Annotated in this window: 12 protein-coding genes; 4 read left to right on the top strand and 8 right to left on the bottom strand. The window is 64.3% G+C overall.

The features are described 5' to 3' along the window. Nucleotides 1-39: 39 nt before the first annotated feature. Complete coding sequence (locus tag C7T36_RS07865; RefSeq protein ID WP_146153435.1) at nucleotides 40-10,704, bottom strand: non-ribosomal peptide synthetase; 10,665 nt, start codon at nucleotides 10,702-10,704, stop codon at nucleotides 40-42. A 144-nt stretch (nucleotides 10,705-10,848) separates the two neighbouring features. Between C7T36_RS07865 and C7T36_RS07870 the strand changes: the two genes are divergently transcribed. Then, the gene (locus C7T36_RS07870) at nucleotides 10,849-11,724 is read left to right on the top strand and encodes a siderophore-interacting protein (protein ID WP_045064534.1); all 876 of its coding nucleotides are present in this window, start codon (nucleotides 10,849-10,851) and stop codon (nucleotides 11,722-11,724) included. 13 nt (nucleotides 11,725-11,737) lie between these two features. Here the strand turns inward: C7T36_RS07870 and panD are convergent, their stop codons facing one another. The 3 genes from panD to C7T36_RS07885 are packed head-to-tail and all read right to left on the bottom strand — an operon-like array spanning nucleotide 11,738 to nucleotide 13,612. Then, nucleotides 11,738-12,145: an aspartate 1-decarboxylase gene (gene panD, locus C7T36_RS07875; RefSeq protein ID WP_033231649.1), complete on the bottom strand. Its 408-nt coding sequence runs from the start codon at nucleotides 12,143-12,145 to the stop codon at nucleotides 11,738-11,740. A gap of 4 nt (nucleotides 12,146-12,149) precedes the next feature. Further along, entirely contained in the window at nucleotides 12,150-12,815 is a 666-nt protein-coding gene (locus C7T36_RS07880) for an isochorismatase family protein (RefSeq protein ID WP_033231650.1), read from the bottom strand. Between the two features lie 41 nt (nucleotides 12,816-12,856). Beyond that, nucleotides 12,857-13,612, bottom strand: coding sequence for an SDR family oxidoreductase (locus C7T36_RS07885; RefSeq protein ID WP_045064537.1), 756 nt, complete (start codon nucleotides 13,610-13,612; stop codon nucleotides 12,857-12,859). Between the two features lie 62 nt (nucleotides 13,613-13,674). Between C7T36_RS07885 and C7T36_RS07890 the strand changes: the two genes are divergently transcribed. Further along, a complete protein-coding gene (locus tag C7T36_RS07890; RefSeq protein WP_045066671.1) occupies nucleotides 13,675-15,318 on the top strand; it encodes a (2,3-dihydroxybenzoyl)adenylate synthase in 1,644 nt (547 codons plus the stop codon). 6 nt (nucleotides 15,319-15,324) lie between these two features. On the opposite strand, the gene C7T36_RS07895 is transcribed toward C7T36_RS07890, so the two are convergent. Further along, nucleotides 15,325-15,795: a sigma factor-like helix-turn-helix DNA-binding protein gene (locus C7T36_RS07895; protein WP_045064539.1), complete on the bottom strand. Its 471-nt coding sequence runs from the start codon at nucleotides 15,793-15,795 to the stop codon at nucleotides 15,325-15,327. 202 nt (nucleotides 15,796-15,997) lie between these two features. On the opposite strand from C7T36_RS07895, the gene C7T36_RS07900 reads away from it, so the two are divergent. Beyond that, nucleotides 15,998-16,894: a class I SAM-dependent methyltransferase gene (locus C7T36_RS07900; RefSeq protein WP_033231652.1), complete on the top strand. Its 897-nt coding sequence runs from the start codon at nucleotides 15,998-16,000 to the stop codon at nucleotides 16,892-16,894. A 7-nt stretch (nucleotides 16,895-16,901) separates the two neighbouring features. On the opposite strand, the gene C7T36_RS07905 is transcribed toward C7T36_RS07900, so the two are convergent. Together C7T36_RS07905 and C7T36_RS30075 are read right to left on the bottom strand one after the other, a co-directional pair. Next, a complete protein-coding gene (locus tag C7T36_RS07905; RefSeq protein ID WP_045064542.1) occupies nucleotides 16,902-17,684 on the bottom strand; it encodes an SDR family oxidoreductase in 783 nt (260 codons plus the stop codon). A 350-nt stretch (nucleotides 17,685-18,034) separates the two neighbouring features. Continuing rightward, the gene (locus C7T36_RS30075; protein ID WP_092803415.1) at nucleotides 18,035-18,190 is read right to left on the bottom strand and encodes a DUF6131 family protein; all 156 of its coding nucleotides are present in this window, start codon (nucleotides 18,188-18,190) and stop codon (nucleotides 18,035-18,037) included. Nucleotides 18,191-18,339: 149 nt separating this feature from the next. On the opposite strand from C7T36_RS30075, the gene C7T36_RS07915 reads away from it, so the two are divergent. Next, entirely contained in the window at nucleotides 18,340-18,543 is a 204-nt protein-coding gene (locus C7T36_RS07915) for a hypothetical protein (protein ID WP_033231655.1), read from the top strand. Between the two features lie 174 nt (nucleotides 18,544-18,717). Here C7T36_RS07915 and C7T36_RS07920 read toward each other — a convergent pair whose 3' ends face one another. Beyond that, nucleotides 18,718-19,059 (bottom strand): hypothetical protein, encoded by a 342-nt coding sequence (locus C7T36_RS07920; RefSeq protein ID WP_052683353.1) that lies wholly within the window; start codon nucleotides 19,057-19,059, stop codon nucleotides 18,718-18,720. Nucleotides 19,060-19,133 lie beyond the last annotated feature (74 nt).

Genomic DNA, 19,133 nt, shown 5'->3' on the forward strand with positions numbered 1-19,133 from the left:
GCTCACCAGCGTGGACAACTGCTGGTTAGCCTATCCAAACTATGGAACGGCACTCAATTCGACCTGCCCGAACGCTGCGGCAACCGCTAGCGCATCGTCTTCACCGAAGAGAGTCGCGTCGAAGTCGAACCGGATTTCCACGAGTCGCCCGTCGCCGGTGACGTAAGCCGTCACATCGAGAACGCGCGGGTCGACGCGGCGCTCGTCGCCGAAATTTCCCACACCCCGACTTTCGACATCTCGGATCACCCGGAGACTCACTTCCGGCCGTCCCCACATCGCAAAGACGGGCGCGGTTTGCGCGTTGAGATACCGCAACTTGCCGTAGCCCGTGCCTATACCGCCTGGTACGACGCTCAGAGCGGCCGCCGCTGCCGCCAACGCATCTTCTGGGGTGACCGAGACGGCCAGTGCCGGTAGCCGAACCGGCACCCCGGCGGCAAAGGGACCCACAGTCGCCGACGGATCCGGTTCGTCCGAACCGGCAATGCGGGCGTCACGCTCGAGTTCGACGGTCAACTCGGCCGGCGCGGCTCGCCACCTCGCCAACCCGTAGGTGAGGGCGGCCAGCGCAGCCGTTTCCACATCGCCTTCGAGTCGCGCCTCCAGCGTCGCCCGATATGTCCCCCTCGGGCCACCCGTGAGAATCGCGGGCGCTCCCGGGCGCAACTCGGCTCCCGGTGCCAGAACCTGCGACCAGTGCGTCAGTTCACCCATCAACGCCGGATCCTGCGCCAACTCGTTGAATCGCTCCGCAAACCCGTGCGCGGTCGCGGCGGGACGACGAAGCGACATCACGCCGCCGCCCTCACGCCATATCGTTTCGAGATCCGCTCGCAGCTTCGCCACCGTCGCCGGATCTGCCGCCAACGCATGCACGGCAACAACCAGGGTTCCACTGCGGGATTCGCCGGCATCGAGCCAGCGCGCCGTCACGGTCCGGCCGTTTTCCAGGTCGAGTTCGGCAATCAACGCCGTGGCCTCCGCCGCGGCACGCACGGCAAGATCGGCATCGCCGAGGTCACTGCAATCGACATGCTGCACGACTGCATCCACATCAGCGTCCGTCTCGAGGGACCACAAAACCGACGCAACCCGCGTCAGTCGTAACCGCAACGCATCGTGCGCTTGCAGTAGTGCCGACATGGCTTGCTCGACGTCGCCGACGGTAGTTCCTGCGGGAGTCGAGACAGACAGCGCGATACCAAGACCTGCGGGCGAGATTCCGGATTCGCGGGCGCGATGCACCAACGGTGTCAATGCCAACGAACCCGTCACGTCGCTCGGGTCCACCGGCCCGCTGTGGGCGGTCTCAGCGTCGCCTGGCGCGCCGAAATCCACGACCTTGGCCAGCGCCGCGGGCGTGCGCCATTGGAATATCTCCTTGGGCCCGAACGTAATTCCGCGCCGACCGGCAGCGTTCACGACCTGAATCGAGATGATGCTGTCGCCGCCGAGCATGAAGAAATCGTCATCGGCACCCACTGCGTCGACGCGCAGAGCCTCGGCGAACAATTCGCACATCGCGGTCTCTTCAGGACCCTCCGGCGCTCGCCGCTGCGACTCGTCGGGAGCAACCGGCTCCGGGAGAGCCCGACGATCCAGCTTCCCGTTCGGCGTCAGCGGCAGCGTGTCGAGCACAACCATGGCCGTCGGAACCATGTAGTCCGGCAGCAGCGTCGACGCAAAAGCGGCAAGTTCGGCCGGGACAATCGTCGCATCCGGAACCGGGACGACATACGCGTGGATCTGACCGCCTCGCGCAACAACAGCGCATTGAGCCAGCGTCGGATGCGACGTGAGCACGTTCTCGATTTCGCCCAGTTCGACACGAAGTCCACGCAGCTTGACCTGACCGTCCGTACGGCCGAGGTATTCGAGGGCGAGGCCCGCGTCGCCGTACTCGCGCCACCGCACCAGATCGCCGGTGCGGTACAGCCTTTCGCCGAACTCTCCGAACGGATCGGCAACAAATCGCTCCGACGTCAATGACGCCCGGTCATGGTAGCCACGCGCCAACTGCACACCGCCGAGGTACAACTCCCCCGCAACTCCCGGTGCAACGCGCCGCAACCGGGCGTCCAGAACAAGTACACGGGTATTCCACAGTGGACGCCCGATTGTCACCCAGTTCGTGTCGACAGCGGGAACGATGTGCGACGCCGTCACGTCCACCGCTGCCTCGGTGGGTCCGTACAAGTTGTGCAATTCCGCATCGACCAACGCGTGGAACCGATCCCGATGATCAGGCGTGAGCGCTTCGCCGCTGCACAGCACCCGAGACAACTTCGGGCGAGGATCCGTTTCCACAGCCACGTGATCGAGGAAAGCAGCCAGCATCGACGGCACGAAGTGTGCTGTGGTGACAGAACGTCGCTTGACGACGTCGCGCAGGTAGCGCGGATCGCGATGCCCGTCCGGCGCAGCCACCACCAGTGTTGCTCCGGTGATCAAGGGCCAGAAGAACTCCCACACGGACACGTCGAACCCGGCCGGCGTCTTCTGCAACACACGGTCGTCGCTGCCGAGGTGGTATTCGTCTTGCATCCACAACAGTCGGTTGACCACGGCACGATGGCTGACCAGAACACCCTTCGGCCGCCCGGTTGATCCGGACGTGTAGAGCAGGTACGCGGCACTGTCGGGATGCACAACTGTGTCCACGGCCGTAGCCGTGTCCGATTGTGTTGTTGCAGTACCGCCCTCGTCTACCTCCAGCATCGGAGCGGGGCAGTCCAGCGGTTCGATACCCGGGCCCACCACCAGCAACGACGGCCGTGCGTCCGCGAGCATGTACTCGAGTCGATCCACGGGGTAGCTGTCGTCGAGCGGAAGATAGGTGGCACCGACGCGGTGGATGGCCAGCAGCGTGACTACCAGTGCGGCACTGCGTCGTACCGCCACGGCGACAACGCCACCGACCGGCACCACACCACGAAGCGTCGCGGCGAGACGCTCGGTTCGCCGATCCAATTCGGTGTAGGTCAGCGACTCCCCGCTCTCGTCGACGATCATGGCGACGGCGCCCGGAGTGAGCGCGACCTGGCGAGCGAACATGCCCGGCAAGGTCAGCGAACTGTCAAGCGGCACAATACGGCCCGACTCGGCAGACTCGATCGCCGCCCGGTCTATCCGAGTCATCGAATCAAGCTGGGACAACCGCAGTTCCGGGTTTGCCGCACACTGCCGCAGCACCTGAACCAATCGCCCGGCAAATGCGTCAACCGTGCCCCGATCGAAGAGATCAGTGGCGTACTCGATGCGACCACGGATCCCGCCGTCGGCAGTTTCCGCGAGGTCGAACGTCAAGTCGAATTTGGCCGTTCCGGTTTCGAGGAATACCGGACTCGCGTCGAGGCCCGCCATCTCGATCCGGTCGACGGCGTCGCGGTACTGCACCAGGATCTGGAACAGCGGCTGGCGGGACAGGGAACGGGCCGGGGCCATCGCCTCGACCAACTGCTCGAACGGAACATCCTGATGCGCATAGGCATCGAGGTCAATGGCGCGAACTCGCTCCAGGAACTGCGCGAAGGTCGGGTCTCCCGACAAATCGGTGCGCAGCACCAGGGTGTTGACAAAAAAGCCCACCACCCGTTCGAGCGCGGCATCGGAGCGCCCGGCAACCGGTGAACCGACAACGATGTCGTCCCCGGCACCGAGTTCGGCCAACAGGACTGCAACTGCGGCGTGGGTGAGCATGAACATCGTTGCCCCACCGGCAGCGGCAATTGCCGCCAAAGAAGCCCGCACTTGCGGCTCGAGTTCGAACGCAACCGCTGATCCCCGGTACGTCGACACCGCGGGGCGCGCCCGATCACGGGGTAGCGCAAGCTCTTCGGGTTGCCCGGCAAGCGCACCCGTCCAATACTCGAGCTGACCGGCCAGCACGGATTCGGGATCGCTTGCCTCGCCGAGGACTTCGGGTTGCCACGCGCTGAAGTCGCGGTACTGCACCGGCAGTGGTTCGGGCATCGCCGCTGTGCCGGACACGAGGTGTGAGTACGCCCGGGTCAGATCGGACACCAATGGACGCGCAGACCATTCGTCGGCCGCGATGTGATGCACCAGCACCATCAGGTGCGCGTCGTCGGTGCCGGTGCGCAACAGAACAGCGCGCACGGGAAGTTCGTGCGCGATGTCGAAGGTGTAGGCGGCCTCCCGCGCGAGTGTCGACTCCAGTTCGGCTGGAAGCACGTCGAGAACGCCCAACGGCAGTTCACACTCGCTGATCGGACGAACCACCTGGTACCCGATGTGCCCAGCCTCGCTGTCACCGGACTCGGCGGTGAATACCGTGCGCAGTGTTTCGTGTTGGCTCAGAACGTGCGCCAGCGCACCGCGCAACGCATCCAGATCCACTGAACCCTGCAGATGCATGGTGTACGGGATGTTGTAGGTGGAGCTGGGGCCCTCGAGTTGGAACAGGAACCACAGGCGTCCCTGCGCGGCAGACATCGGCACGATTGCCCCGTGATCCCGGCGAACCAGTTCAGGCCGCCTGACCTTCCCGATCTGTGCTGCCCGAGCCAGTTCGGCGGGGGTACGGAGGTCGAACACCTCGCGGATCGTCACGTCGTGACCGGTGCGGGCGCGGATCGCCGACGCCAACCGGGTGGCGAGCAACGAGTTGCCGCCCAGAGCAAAGAAGTCCTCGTCGGGGCCGACGGTGGTGATGCCGAGGAGTTCGGCAAGGAGCTCGCAGTAGATCCGCTCCAGTTCGGTTGCCGCCTCGCGCCGTCCCTCGCTGCGTACCGGCGCGGGGAGCGCGTCGCGGTCTACCTTGCCGTTGGGTAGCACGGGAAGGCCGTCGAGAACGACGAATACCGCGGGAATCATGTAGTCGGGCAGCAGGTCCCGAAGATGCGCCCGCAACTGGGAATCGTCCGGTACGGCGGCGCCTGGTGCCCAAACCGCGTACCCGACAAGCTGATCCGACCCAGCCGCGCTCGCGCGCACCACAACCAGTGCTCGTTCGACGGACGGATGGGAAGCCAACGCCGCCTCCACCTCGCCGGGTTCGATCCGGAATCCATGCAGACTCATCTGAGCGTCGGCGCGAGAAACGAAGTCGAGTTCGCCGGACCGAGTGCGACGCACCAGATCTCCGGTGCGGAACAACCGTCCACCGCTGCCCATCGGATCCGCGACAAACCGAGTTGCGGTCAACTCCGGTCGGCCGAGGTAACCGCGGGCAACCTGGATGCCCTCGACATACAGTTCACCCGTCACCCCGTCCGGCACCGGGCGCAAGTATGCGTCGAGTATCCGCGCACCCACTCCGGGAACGGGAGCGCCGATCAGCACTCGGTTGGCGGAAGATGTTGCCGTCCAGAAGGTCACATCACCGGCAACCTCCGAGGATCCGTACGAGTTGATCACCCGCGTGTTCTTCTCGTCGAACAAGTCGATCACCGCGCGAGTGAGCGGTTCACCACTGAGGAACCAACTCGAGACCCGGTGTGCCGATTCTTCTCGGAACTGTGCCAGCGCCGCAGCCAGGCTCGGCACCGCGGTGAGCTGACGCACGCCGTGCCGGTCGATGAGATCTGCGAGTGCGCCGGCATCACGAGACTCCGCGTCATCTGCGAGAACCAAGCGGGCACCGGCCAGGAGCCCCGCCAGCAGTTCGGTGGAGCCGTCGATGAAGCTCATCGAACTCTTTGCCAACCGAACGTCCGCCCACCCGTCGGCGCGCACGAGATCACGCTGCCAGACCAGACGATTAGCCAGTGCGCCTGCAGTTCCCATCACACCCTTGGGCTGACCGGTGGAGCCGGAGGTGTAGACGACGTACGCCGCGGCGGCGGGCGACACGACTCTGCCGACCCGGTCGCCGCGAAGGCCGGCAGCGGCGGCCTCGAGTTCTGCGATGGTCGCATCCTCCGAGTCCGGCCGAATCCACTGCACGGTATCGGCGTCGACGATCACGAGCGCCGGATCGGCGTCGGCGAGCATGTACTCGATGCGCGCACGCGGATACGACGGATCGATCGGCAGGTACGCCGCGCCGGCGGCAATCACGGCGCGGAGCGCAACTACACACTCGATGCTCCGCCCGACGGCGATGCCCACCACCACGTCGGTGCCGATACCACGCTGGATCAGTAACCGCGCCAACCTGTTCGAGCGATCAGCCAGCTCCCGGTACGTGTACTCGTCCGGTCCACAGATCAAGGCCACGCGATCGGCGAACTCATGTTCAGCGTCGTCCAGCAGTTCGGGCAACAGACGGGTTGTGTGACCTTCGACCGACTGTGCATTTCGTTCGGCCGGCAACAACACGTCCACGCTCTGCAGGCCGGCGCCCGTATCCGTGGCAAAATGCTCGAGGACCGTGCGCAAGCGAACCGCAATGGTCTCTGCCGTCGCCCGATCGAAAAGATCCTCCGCGTACTCGATCCGCACGTCGAGTCCGTCGGCAAGTTCCACGAACTCGAAGGTCAGGTCGAACTTCGCGGTGCCCGTGGAAACGTACGACGGGCTGACCGACAGCCCGGTGAAGCTGGGTACGGAGTGCGGTGTGCGATGCTGAACCATCGTCTGGAACAAGGGATGTCGGGCGAGAGATCGTGTCACGCCCACCGCGTCGACTACCTGCTCGAACGCGACGTCCTGGTGCGCAAACCCGTCCAGAGCGCCGCGTCGCACACGAGAGAGCACCTCGGCCAGCGAGGGGCGCCCGGTCAGATCGACCCGCTGCGCCACCGTAGTGACAAAGAATCCGACGGTATCTTCGAGGCTGCCGTCCACCCGGCCTGCAATCGGGGCACCGAGCGTGATGTCCTCACCGGCACCGAGTTTCGACAGCAGAACTGCGACCGCCGCTTGCGCCAGCATGAACATCGTGGAGCCCGACTTCTCGGTCACCGATCGCAGTCCGTGCACCACGCCTGCGCCGGTGTGGGTCCAGACCTCGCCGCCGCGCCACGTCGGAACTGCTGGGCGAGCACGGTCGTACGGCAGCTGCAATTCCTCGGGGGCACCGGAGAAGAGGTCTCGCCAGTAGCCGAGTTGCCGGTCGGTGGACGCGCTCAGGTCAGGATCTGCGGCGCACTCGCCCTGCCAGATAGCGAAGTCCGAGTATTGAATTCGAGGCTGCTCGGCCGGCAACTGCTCCCCGTTGTAGACCGCTGCAAGATCGGTGAGCATCGGTCCGGCCGACCACTCGTCACCCGCGATGTGATGAATGACCAACAGCAGGACTGCGGTGTCGGTGCCGGACCGCACCAGGTGAGCCCGTACCGGAATGTCGTGTTCGAGATCGAACGGCACACAGGCCGCCGTCAGCAGCGCGGACTGCACGTCCGCCTCGGAGACCTCACTGTCGGTGAACTCCGGCTCCGCATCGAGTACCCGACCGAACCCCACACCGTCGATGTCGACGACAACCGTGCGCAGTACCCGATGCCGGGCGACAACTGCCGCAACCGCATTTTTCAGCGCTGTCGCGTCCACTGCGCCGTTCAGGTGCAGCGCAAACGGAATGTTGTAGGTAGCGGATGGACCCTGCGTCTGATGTACAAACCACAACGACTGCTGCGCCGACGACAGCGGCACAATGTCGGTCCGCTCGTGCGCCACAATGGCGGGACGAGCCGGCGCAGCGGATTCCACCCGTAGCGCCAGTCCGGCCACCGTCGGCGTATCGAAGACGTCACGCAGCGACAGTTCCACTCCGAGTGCGGATTTGAGACGGGCCACGAGTCTCGTCGCGGAGAGCGACATGCCGCCGAGCGTGAAGAAGTCCGCATCGACGCCCACTACGGTGAGCCCCAGCAGGTCGGCAAACATGCCGGACAGTGCGATCTCCGCAGCCGTCTCGGCCGAACGCCCTGTGTCCGCATCCCCGAAGTCCGGCGCCGGCAATGCCTTCCGGTCGATCTTGAGGTTGGGGGTAAGCGGGAACTCGTCCATGACGACAATCGCCGACGGCACCATGTACGCGGGTAGACGATCGGCTATGAATGCTCGCAGTGCCGGAACATCGACGTGAGCGCCCTCCACGGCCGTGACGTAGCCGACCAGATGAACGGTGCCACTGCCGTCGCTTCGAGCGACCGCGACGCAGGCACCGACTGTGTCGAACTCCCCTGCCACAGTCTCGATCTCGCCGAGTTCGATACGGTGCCCACGCACCTTCACCTGATCGTCGCCGCGGCCGAGGTATTCGAGCTGACCGGATTCGGTCCACCGCACCAGGTCGCCGGTTCGGTACATCCGGCCGCGTCCGAACGGGTCGGCCACAAATCGGGTTGCCGTCAGGTCAGGTCGACCGCGGTAGCCGCGCGCGAGTTGTGTTCCCGCAACGTACAGTTCGCCGATCTCGCCAACATTGACCGGTTGCAGGTAGCGATCCAGGACCACTGCGGCAGTGCCCACGTACGGTCGGCCGATCGAGCCTGTCCATTCGATGTTCGGCAAAACCGGGGTACTGGTGCACCACACCGTGGCCTCGGTGGGTCCGTACATGTTCTGCACCGAACGCGCCAGCTCACTCAACTGCTGCGCCGTCCGGGTGGGCAAGGCTTCACCGCCCACCAGGACGTCGACTCCAGCCAGATCGGTTACGCCGTGTTCGAGCACCGTCCCCCACTGCGAGGGAGTCGCCTGCACCGCCGTGACGGACTCCGAACTCACCAGTGCCGCAATGGCTGCCGGTTCCTTGGCCTGATTCTCGTCGGCGAGGATCACCGATCCGCCCGCGGTGAGCGGGACAAACAGTTCGAGGACCGCAATGTCGAAGGACAGAGTAGTCAGGGCGAGCAACCGCGTGTGCGCGCCGATACTCGTGAGATCCGTGGCCGAGCGGACAAACCGTGCCAGGGCGCGGCGGTCCAGCATCACTCCCTTGGGGTTTCCCGTGGAACCGGAGGTGTAGATGACGTAGGCGGTGTTGGCCGGCGCGACACGCGCCCCGCTCGCCGCGCTGGATGCTGCTGCCGACCAACTGATCTCGCCACCGGCGATTGTTGCGACGGCAGTACCTTCTGGGACCGAAATCCGATCGGTGAAGCCCGCGGTGGTCAGCAGGATCGCCGGCCGAGCGTCGTCAAGCATGTACTCGAGTCGCGACGAGGGGAACTGCGGGTCGAGCGGAATGTACGCACCGCCGCAGCGCAGCACCGCGAGGAGCGCAACCACGGCCGACGCAGATCGTGGCAGAGCCAGCGCGACCAGCGACTCCGGGCCGGCGCCGCGAGAGGACAGTTCGGCTGCCAAAGCGTCAACGCGCGCAGCCAATTCGGCATAGCTCAGCCGTTCAGCGCCGGCAACCAGAGCAAGATCGTCACCGCGCTCGTCTACCTGGGCATCGAACAGGTCCAGGACGTCAGGGCAATAGTCATCGAAAGCCGTTGCCCTCCCACCCCATTCGGCGAGGACCTTCAGGGCTTTCGGTTCGAGGAGCGACACCTGAGCAATCGCGGCGCCAGTCCCCTCGGCGGTGACGGATTCGAGCAATCTGGTGAGAGCCGAAGCATGGCGCGCGAGCTCCGCACCCGTGTAGCGGTCAGCATCGGCGTCGATCTGGATTTCGAGCTCGCCGCTCTCGTCGAGACGACGCACGATGAAGGCGATGTCATGGACAGGACCACGGGCAAGAGAGTGGACTGTCGCGCCGGCCCCGTCGAAACGCAGGGTGTCGCCGAACGGCTTGATGTTGACCGTCGGACCGACGGGGCCGGCGCTGCTCGCCGGCAGTCGCAGGTCCCGATGGATTGCCTCGGAGCGATACGCGGCATGCGGGGTCGTGCGCTTGACCGCAGCGCGGACACCCGCAGCGAGGTCGATGAGACTCGAATTCGGGTCGACCGCAACGCGCAGTGGCAGGACGTTGACGGCGGTGGTCAGAACTTTGGCGGCGACGGTGCCCATACGATTCATCGACGGGAATCCCACCGTCACGTCGAGGCTGCCATTCGAACGTGCCAGGTACGCCGCCACTGCAGCCGTGACGACGTCGGCCCAACTTCCCTCGACAACGCGTCCGGCGGCAGTGATGCGCTCTGCCGATGCTGCGGAGATCAGTGTGGTGTGGGACAGAAGCGTCTGTGCGACCGACGACGCGGGCGGGCCCCCGATCCGGGACAGGCTTACCGATTCCTGGGCTCCGAGCAGTTCGGAAGACCAGAATTCCCGATCGAGGCTCTGAGCGTCGGAATCGGCGCGAGCGGCGTCCTGGTCGAGGATCACCTCGAGTGGGTCGAAGCGGTTGGCCGGCGGTTCCTTGCCCCGAACCTCGGCATTGTGAACGGCGGCGATCCTGCGGCCGAGCAAGCTGTACCCGTAGACGTCGATCAACGTGTGGTGGACGCGGAAGAACAACGCGTGGTGCGACGGTCCGAGCGTAAAAATAGTGACCGCGCATCCCGGACCGGCGCTCGGATCGAGGGGTATCCGGAGCTGTTCACGCATCTCCGTGAGTGCGATCTCAAAGCTCTCACGTGCGACAACATCCGTCCCGGGGTACTCCCAGGCGCCGAGTTCCTGATACACCTCGCCGGAGTCCACGGCGAACCTCGCCATGAGCGACGGGGTTTCCGCGACCACACGATCCACTGCGCGCGCGAGGACGGACGGGTCGAGCGGGCCGACGATCTCGATGCATTGACCGGTGACAAAAGTGGGGTTCTGCGGGTCTAGTTGTTGCGCGAACCACATCCCTGCCTGCGCAGCCGTCAACGCCAGACGCTTCCTCGACACCACTGGATCTCCTCGCAGTCCTGCAAGCCCTGATCGCTCTCTCGAACGCACCAGGGGTTAGGGTTACCTACCCTACTGGAGAGCGAGTTGGCGCCGTCTGACACCCTGGGTATAGATAGGTCCATTCGCGAGAGGAATTCGCTCATGCCGGTTACCACCCCGTCCCGACGGCTCGACCTGCCGATCGTCCTGCGAGAGCTGACGGTCCTCCGAACTGTCGAGGTCACACCGCGCATGCGCCGAATCACGGTCGGAGGCGAGCAACTGGGAACCTTCCAGTCCGGTGAATTCTCCGTCGCCGAGTTCCGCACCGAGGGTGCCGACGACTACGTGAAGATCTTCCTCCCCGAAGAGGGATCCGCAGCTCCGGTGCTGCCCGAGCAGCATGACGGTCATCTGCACTGGCCGAAGCGCCCGGCACCGGTTGCCCGCTCCTACACGGTGCGCCGCTTCGACGCCGAGGCCGGCGAACTGGATCTCGACTTCGTGCTGCACGGCCACGGAATTGCCGGCAACTGGGCGCGCAACGCACAGCCCGGCGACACCCTGCACCTGGCCGGCCCGAAGGTGTCGACCATTCCGCCCGTCGGCGCCGACTGGTGGCTGCTTGCCGGTGACGAGACTGCGCTACCGGCGATCGCACGTTACGTCGAGGAACACGACGGTTCGGTGCCGCTGTACGTTGCCGTGCTCGTCGACGGTCCCGCCGAGGAACAACGCGAACTCCCCGGCGTCACGTGGGTGCACCGCCGCGAGGGTGTCTCGGACGCCCGCCTGTTGGCGGATGCTGCCCGCACTCTCGGTCCGAGCACGGGCGCCGGCTGGATGTGGATCGCGGGTGAGGCATCCATCGTGCGCGAATTGCGCGCGACGGCAAAACAACTCGGCGTGACGAAGGATCTCCTCGACGCATCGGGCTACTGGCGGGTGCAGGTCGGCGACGGTCCCCTCGCCCGAGTTCGGACGCTGCGCGACAAAGCTGTGGAGTCGCTCGAAAACCGCAGGCGCGAGCACGCCTGACCCGCTACCGGGGTCAGCGTGAGGCGAGCTGGTCCCGGGCTCCGGGCACCGGCTGCGCCGGGTCCGAGCCCAGTTCCACAATCATGTTCTTCGTATCGACATGGACGACCCGCGGTACCAGCGACTTCGCCTCACGGTCGTCGACGTGGCGGTACGACATGATGATCACCAAGTGCCCGGGCGAGATCAGATGTGCCGCAGCGCCGTTGATGCCGATCACCCCGGAACCTCGTTCGCCGGTGATGGCGTAGGTCTCGAGCCGTGCACCGTTGTCGATGTCGACGATGTGCACCTGCTCACCTTCGAGCAGATCGGCAGCTTCCATCAGGTCCTGGTCGATGGTCACGGATCCGACGTAGTGCAGGTCCGCCTGAGTGACGGTGGCACGGTGAATCTTCCCGGAGAGCATGATGCGGTTCACGGTCTTACACTCCGCTGAGCTCTGCGACGGATTCGTCCACGCTGATCGCGCCCAGTACGTCGGCCGCGGTGAACACCCGGCCACAACGCTTGGCGACGTATTCCAATCCCATCAGGTGCTCGTCGCGCGAGAAGTCTGCTGTGGCATCCGAGACCATGAACGGCTCGACGTCACTCATGAACGCCTCGGCCGCGCTGAGCATGCAGCCCATGTGCGCGTACACGCCGGTCACGATCAACTGATCGCGGCCGACACGGGCGAGGAGCTGACGCAAATCCGTGCGCTGGAATGCCGAGTATCGCCACTTCGTCACCTCGATGTCGGACTCTCCGGGCGTGAGCGCGTCGATCACCTCCGTATCGCGGCCGGTTGTCATACCTTCGCCCCAGAAATCGGCCAGGATGCCTCGCCTGGACGGATGCTGATCACCCGGCTGCATCGTGTAGACAACCGGAATCCCGGCCCGAACACACGCGTCACGAATCGCCACCATGTTTGCGGTCGCGGTGGAGATGGGCTCCTCACCGGCGTTGTAGGCGTCGATGAAGTAACGCTGCATGTCGTGGATCAAGAGCGCGCAGCGCGACGGGTCGAGTTGCCAGTCGACGCGGTCCGCGGTTACCTCGTCACGGCGGGGCAGAACATAGCCGGCAATGGGGGGGATGGCCATCGGGCGCTCCTATTCGGTTCGATCGGTTGTGTATGAGGACTTCACATGTCGAGCGTGGCGCCGCCGTCGACGCGGAGGTCGTGCATCGTGATGTGCCTGGCCGCGTCCGAGCTGAGGAACAACGCCGTGGCGGCGATGTCACCCGGTTGCGCGAGTCGGCCGAGCGGAATCCCGAGGCGATAGGCGTCGGCGTCACCGGCGATCACCCCGGCGGATTGGTCTGTACCGTCCCACATTCCGCGAAGCATGGGAGTGTCCGTCGATCCCGGAGAAATAATGTTGCAGCGGATTCCGTGCGGAGCGATCTCGAGACCCAGGCTCCGCATGTAGGCGGTTGCCGCGGCCTTCGACGCACCGTAGGCAGCCATGTTCGTGCGCGGTGTCGATGCCGCGTTCGACCCCACTGCCGTGATCACGCCGGCACCGGCAGCGACAAAGCGGCGAGCCGCTTCGCGGGCGACGTTCATGGTTCCCGTCGCATTGACGGCCATGCACGCATCCCAGTCGTTGTTGTCCTCGGTCAGCGCAGAACCCGCCCGCAACACGCCCGCAGTGTGGACCAGCGCCGACACCGTTCCGATTGCATCGGTTGTCGCGGCAAACGCCTGCTCGACGGACTGACGATCCGTCACGTCGACCGCGAGCACGAATCCGCCAACGGGTACCGTCGGAGCTGCAAGGTCCCACCGAGCGACCGTGGCTCCGGCCTCTTCGAACAGTGCCGCCGTTGCCGCGCCGATACCGCCGCCGGCACCGGTAATCACGACAGATCGCCCAGTCACACCCTTCACATCCATGAGCCTAGGCTATCCTTATCGAAATTGTTCACGCCGCCGGGCCACCACCAGTGAAGGAAGACATGCTTTCCGAAGTGTCACCACCTCAGCTCTCCTTCACCCCGTGGCCTGCAGACGACGCCGCCCGATACCGCAGTGAAGGAATCTGGGCCGGAAAGACTTTCGACCAGGTTCTGCGCGAGAGCGTGGCCGACCGTGCCCACTCCGTCGCAGTCGTCGACGCCGAGCAGACATGGACGTACGCCGAGCTCGACGCCCGCGTGGACGCCCTCGCTGCCGGACTCGCGGACCTCGGCATCACCGCACAGCATCCGGTGATGGTCCAACTGCCCAACCAGGCCCAGTTCGTCGCCGTGGTCTTCGCGCTTTTCCGGATCGGCGCAGTACCCGTGTTCTGCCTCCCCGCGCATCGTTCCTCGGAATTGACTGCACTGGCCGCCGCCTCACGCGCCGTCGCCGTCATCACCTCGCACCACATCGACGGGTTCGACCACGGCGCTCTGGCACTCGAGGTCGCTTCATCGACCCCGAGCTTGAATACCGTTGTGTGCCTGCCAGATCCCGGATCGGACGCCCCGGCCGGCACCGTGAACTTCGACGCGGTGAGCGCCGTACCGCGCGAATTTGCCGCCGCAGACCCGGGATCCGTGGCGTTTCTGCAGCTGTCCGGCGGCAGCACCGGCATCCCCAAACTGATCCCCCGCACCCACGACGACTACCTCTACAGCGTGCTACGCAGCAATGAAATCTGTGGTGTCACAACATCGACGGTCTATCTCGCGACATTGCCGGTAGCCCATAACTTCCCGATGAGCTCGCCGGGAATCCTGGGAGCTCTCGCCGCCGGTGGAACTGTGGCGTTGACCCCGTCCCCAAGTCCCACCACGGCCTTCGCGATGATCGAGCGCGCCGGAGTGACCATGACGGGACTCGTTCCGCCGCTCGCCCGGTTGTGGACCGAAACAGCCGAACGTGGCCACTCACACGACCTCTCGACTCTGACAGCTGTACTGGTCGGCGGCGCTCGCTGCCCCGACGAGTTGGCGGCCCGCATCGGCCCCGCGTTGGGCGCACGACTGCAGCAGGTGTTCGGGATGGCCGAGGGTCTGGTGTGTTACACCCGCGACGAAGATCCTCTCGACGTAGTCCTCACCACGCAGGGCCGCCCCATGTCCCCCTTCGACCAGATCCGGGTGGTCGACGACAACGACAACGACGTACCCGCGGGCACCGAAGGTCAGCTGCTCACCAAGGGCCCGTACACAATTCGCGGCTACTACGACAATCCCGCAGCCAATGCCCGTTCCTTCACCGACGACGGGTGGTACCGCACCGGCGACGTGGTTCGAGTTGATGCGAACGGCAACATCACCGTCTGCGGGCGTGCGGTCGACCGAATCAACCGCGGCGGCGAGAAGGTATCTGCCGAAGAACTCGAAGAACACCTCCTGGCGCACCCCGCGGTGCGCGACGCGATCGTTGTTGCCATTCCCGACGAATACCTCGGCGAACGCACGTGTGCCTTCCTCCTTGCCGCCGACCCGTCGAGTCCGCCGAAAACAGCCCAGATACGAGCCTTTGTTCGCGAGCGCGGCCTGGCGAGTTGGAAGATCCCCGACCGGGTGCAGGTGCTCGAGGTTTTCCCGGAGACCGGCGTCGGCAAGACCAGCCGTAAGGATCTGCGTCGGATGCTCGCCGCTCGCTGATCCAACTCAACTCGCTGCGGCCGCGGCAACGGCGCTCAGCGTCGCCAGCGCCCGATGTTGTTCCACCAGAACCTGAGCGTGTGTTCGCCCGAGCACAACTGCGGTGTCGTCGACATCGAGGCCAACGATCAACCTCATGATCAACACCTCCCGCAGCCGCTCTGGGAGAGCCTCGATCTCGGCGGGCAGTCCTATCCTGGATTTCGAGTCCGTTCGGTCGATCAGTCGACGAGTTGTCGAGTGCACCAGACGCACGAGCGAACCATCTGACGCTGCCCGGCCCGGCACCGAATTCACGACGGAACGGCACACGGCGTCGGCTACTAATTCTGCTGCGTGAGGCTCGAGTTCGACGCGAGCACGTCGCACCGCCAACGGCCGGACAGCGCAATACAGCCTCGCCTTCGACGCGGCGCCACCGTGTCGTGCGGCAACCTCCAGACCATCGAGTGCATCAGGGCGTTGCAACTTCGTCATCGCCTTCCTTGCTGATTGTTGTGCGCTAGGCCTACGTCTACTGCGCCCGGACCACACTCCCTAGTCAAAGCGCGAACCCTGACGGCCGCCTCCACTGAGTCTGCCAATCACCTGGCAATCTCAAAGCAGACCGAACCCCTTGAACTGCAACAGAAATACCGACACTCGAATTGGGAACCACCACGAGCGTAGGATCAAAAACGTGCGCAGCGACGGCGATACCTGGGACATTGTCAGCAGTGTCGGCCTGACTGCGCTGGGAGTGGCCGCATTTCGCGCCATAGAATCACGTCGCCCCCACGCCCTGATCGAAGATTCCTACGCGCCGTGGTTTGTCGCGGCCGCGGGCGAACCACACTTCACCGCGCTACTGGACAACCCGTCATCGCTGGAAGACCTCCCACTGTCCGGATTCATGGGCATTGGCATGGGCATCAGAAGTAAATTCTTCGACGAATTCTTTCTCGACGCCGCCAGATCAGGAGTCGCCCAATCAGTCATCCTGGCAGCAGGATTGGATGCACGGGCCTATCGACTGAACTGGCCCACCGGCACTGCGGTTTTCGAAGTCGATCAGCCGCGGGTACTGGAATTCAAAGATCAGGTGCTCACCGAACACAGAGCGGAACCGAAAGCGGACCGTCACACGGTGGCTGTCGATCTGCGAGAAAACTGGCCCGCCGCTCTCGAAGCGTCAGGATTCGATCGCGCCAAGCCATCGGCATGGTCGGCAGAGGGACTTTTGGCCTATCTTCCCGGCAGCGCACATGACGCACTGTTCGAAAGAATCGACGAACTCTCCTCGCCCGGAAGTCGACTTGCCTTGAACTACTTCCCATCCGGAATGGACGGCAAACGATTCGCCGACATCAGAGCAAAGTACTTCAAGAAAGACCCATTCGGCGGCTTGGACTTGTCCGCATTGTTCTACGACGACCAGCGCGCCGACCCCAAACAGTGGTTGACCGACCGCGGTTGGTCGGTTCAGTGCCGCGACACCCTTGAACTGGCAAACGAGTACGGCCAACCGATCCCGGAACTTCCACCGGAACTTGCCGATTTGTCGAAACGCTCAGGCTATCTGACGGCCACGAAGTAGCGCCGACTCAGAGCGTCTTGATCAAGCCGCCGTCTATGACAAAATCCGCGCCTGTGATGTTTGCGGCGCGGCCTCCGGCAAGAAACACCACCAGGTCCGCGACTTCCTCCGGGTACGTGAATCTGCCCGTCTCCGAGCCTGCGGCTGCACTGTCCACAATGTCTTGGGCGCTGAGTCCGGAGACCCCGGCGAGCGTCGACGCTACCCCGCCCGACCCGAGCCACAACGCCGTCCGCACAGGTCCTGGGCTCACGGTGTTCACCCGAATACCTTGCGGAGCCAACTCTTTCGACAACGATTTGCACAGGTTACTCAAAGCGGCTTTTGCCGCGCTGTAGTCGATCACCGCTGGGTCCGGAAGGAACGCATTCACCGAACTGACCGTCACGATGCTCCCACCGCCGACCGTCATCGACGGCAGGGCAGCCCGGATCATCCTCACCGCGGACATGAACGTCACGCGCAGCGACGCATCCCAGTCGCCGTCCGTGACGCTGAGAAATCCCTCTGTCCGCGGCGTCACGGCGCCCACGTTGTTGATCAGGATGTCGATACTGCCGCGCTCTGCGGCTGCGGCAGCCAATGCCGGCGGACCGTCCGCACTCGCCAAATCGACGGCAAGGAACGTGACACCGTCGCCGGTCTCGAGTTTCTCGATTTCTGCCGTGCGAGTTCGTGAACCCGCGATCACATGGGCTCCTTCTTCGACCAATGCCTGGGTGATCGCGAGACCGATGCCCTTGCCGGCACCGGTGACAATCGCGGTCTTCCCGTTGAGCAGTAGATCCATCGAACCGGCTCCCGTCCGACCGGTCGAAATCCGGCTTCGGCCGTAGAGTCTCCACTGCGATCGGGGGATAAACCTTGCGCCCGTAAGGTGCAATCCTCACTTTAGGGACCAAAATCCCAAAGTATGAACTCAGAAATATTTTCTCCGTAAATCGTTGGCAAACACGTCCGATGCGCCGTATTGTTTTCGACGCATGCTCCGGCGTGCTGGGACTCGTTGACGCTCATGGAGATGTTGGCAAGACCAATCGGAGGCAGGTCCTGCACTCCCACAGGGTGTGGGGCCTGTCCTCGATCTGGCGAATATCCCAGCTAAGATCGATCAGGTCGCGCAAATCAGATCAAATCAGCTCAGTACCAGTGCCGTCGGCCACCGACCGCGCGCCCCGTCGAGCCCAGCACGAACAAGATCAGCCCGATCACCAAGAGGACAACACCGATCGTCCACAAGATCGGAATATTCAAGAGAAATCCGATCAGCAGCAGGATAATTCCGAGAATAATCATGGCAGTCTCTTTCGACGACAAGCCCGCCACATACACGCGAAGTGACGGCACTCTACCTTCGAATACCCCGCTCACTTGCGTTTCATACCCCTCCTGACCGGGTATTTCGATAGTCCCCGCGCCACACAGCTGAGGAATCGAGCGGTTCCATGCGACGGATCGTGACTTTGATCGTGTTGATCTGGCTTGTTGTCGGTGCCATCGCGGCCGGCCAGCGAGGCTACTACAGCAACTCTCCATCCAACTGCGCCGGCGTGGGCACCATCGCCGTGACCGTAGTGGCGGGGCCCCTGAACTACTTCGGCGTCAACCCCAAGGTTACGGATTGCACTCTGCCGCAACCTAGTTCCTGACGAGTGCCGCACCCGTCCAAAGCCAGCCAACCCAAAGGCGGTGCCTGACACTGAAGGCAGTCAGCGCCAGGCACCGGGTTCTGGCGTGGGGGTGATGCAGGCTTCCCACTGCACCATCCCCACGGGGAGCAACACTAGCAAGAATCGAACAAATGTGCGAGTCCAATGGGGAGTTTATTGCGGCGGGCCATAAGCACCCGCACCGAAACCGGAACTGATCAGCATCAACACCATCAGGCCCCACCCTGCCCCCTGCCAAATGGGCCACACTCCACCCCGTTTCCACACCCGATACGTCTGGACAAAGGCAATCAGCCCACCGATCAGGAAGACAGCGGCCGGCGCGAAGGCCAGGGTGCCGAGCCCTGACGACCGGTCGAACAGCAGCAGCGAACACAGGACCGCAAGCGCGAGCCCGATCACCACACCTGTGAAGGTCGCCGCCCTGCGGAACTCCTCCGGATCCGACCACCGTTTCTCGGTATCCATCGCTGCGTTACGGCGCCGGGCCGACATGACCTGCTCCCTTCACTGGAATCTCTCGTGTGAATCTGCGGCCAATCGCATTGGATACCCAGCTCTCGTGTCGA

The sequence above is a fragment of the Rhodococcus sp. AD45-ID genome (assembly GCF_003023755.1).
GTDB lineage: Bacteria > Actinomycetota > Actinomycetes > Mycobacteriales > Mycobacteriaceae > Rhodococcus_F > Rhodococcus_F globerula.

Excerpts from the sequence above, each read along its gene's own strand:
- C7T36_RS07905 (WP_045064542.1), bottom strand. The coding sequence starts at position 17,684 with ATGGATCTACTGCTCAACGGGAAGACCGCGATTGTCACCGGTGCCGGC.
- C7T36_RS07915 (WP_033231655.1), top strand. The coding sequence starts at position 18,340 with ATGCGACGGATCGTGACTTTGATCGTGTTGATCTGGCTTGTTGTCGGT.
- C7T36_RS07880 (WP_033231650.1), bottom strand. The coding sequence starts at position 12,815 with ATGGCCATCCCCCCCATTGCCGGCTATGTTCTGCCCCGCCGTGACGAG.
- C7T36_RS07890 (WP_045066671.1), top strand. The coding sequence starts at position 13,675 with ATGCTTTCCGAAGTGTCACCACCTCAGCTCTCCTTCACCCCGTGGCCT.
- C7T36_RS07920 (WP_052683353.1), bottom strand. The coding sequence starts at position 19,059 with ATGTCGGCCCGGCGCCGTAACGCAGCGATGGATACCGAGAAACGGTGG.
- C7T36_RS07885 (WP_045064537.1), bottom strand. The coding sequence starts at position 13,612 with ATGGATGTGAAGGGTGTGACTGGGCGATCTGTCGTGATTACCGGTGCC.
- C7T36_RS07895 (WP_045064539.1), bottom strand. The coding sequence starts at position 15,795 with ATGACGAAGTTGCAACGCCCTGATGCACTCGATGGTCTGGAGGTTGCC.
- C7T36_RS30075 (WP_092803415.1), bottom strand. The coding sequence starts at position 18,190 with ATGATTATTCTCGGAATTATCCTGCTGCTGATCGGATTTCTCTTGAAT.
- C7T36_RS07870 (WP_045064534.1), top strand. The coding sequence starts at position 10,849 with ATGCCGGTTACCACCCCGTCCCGACGGCTCGACCTGCCGATCGTCCTG.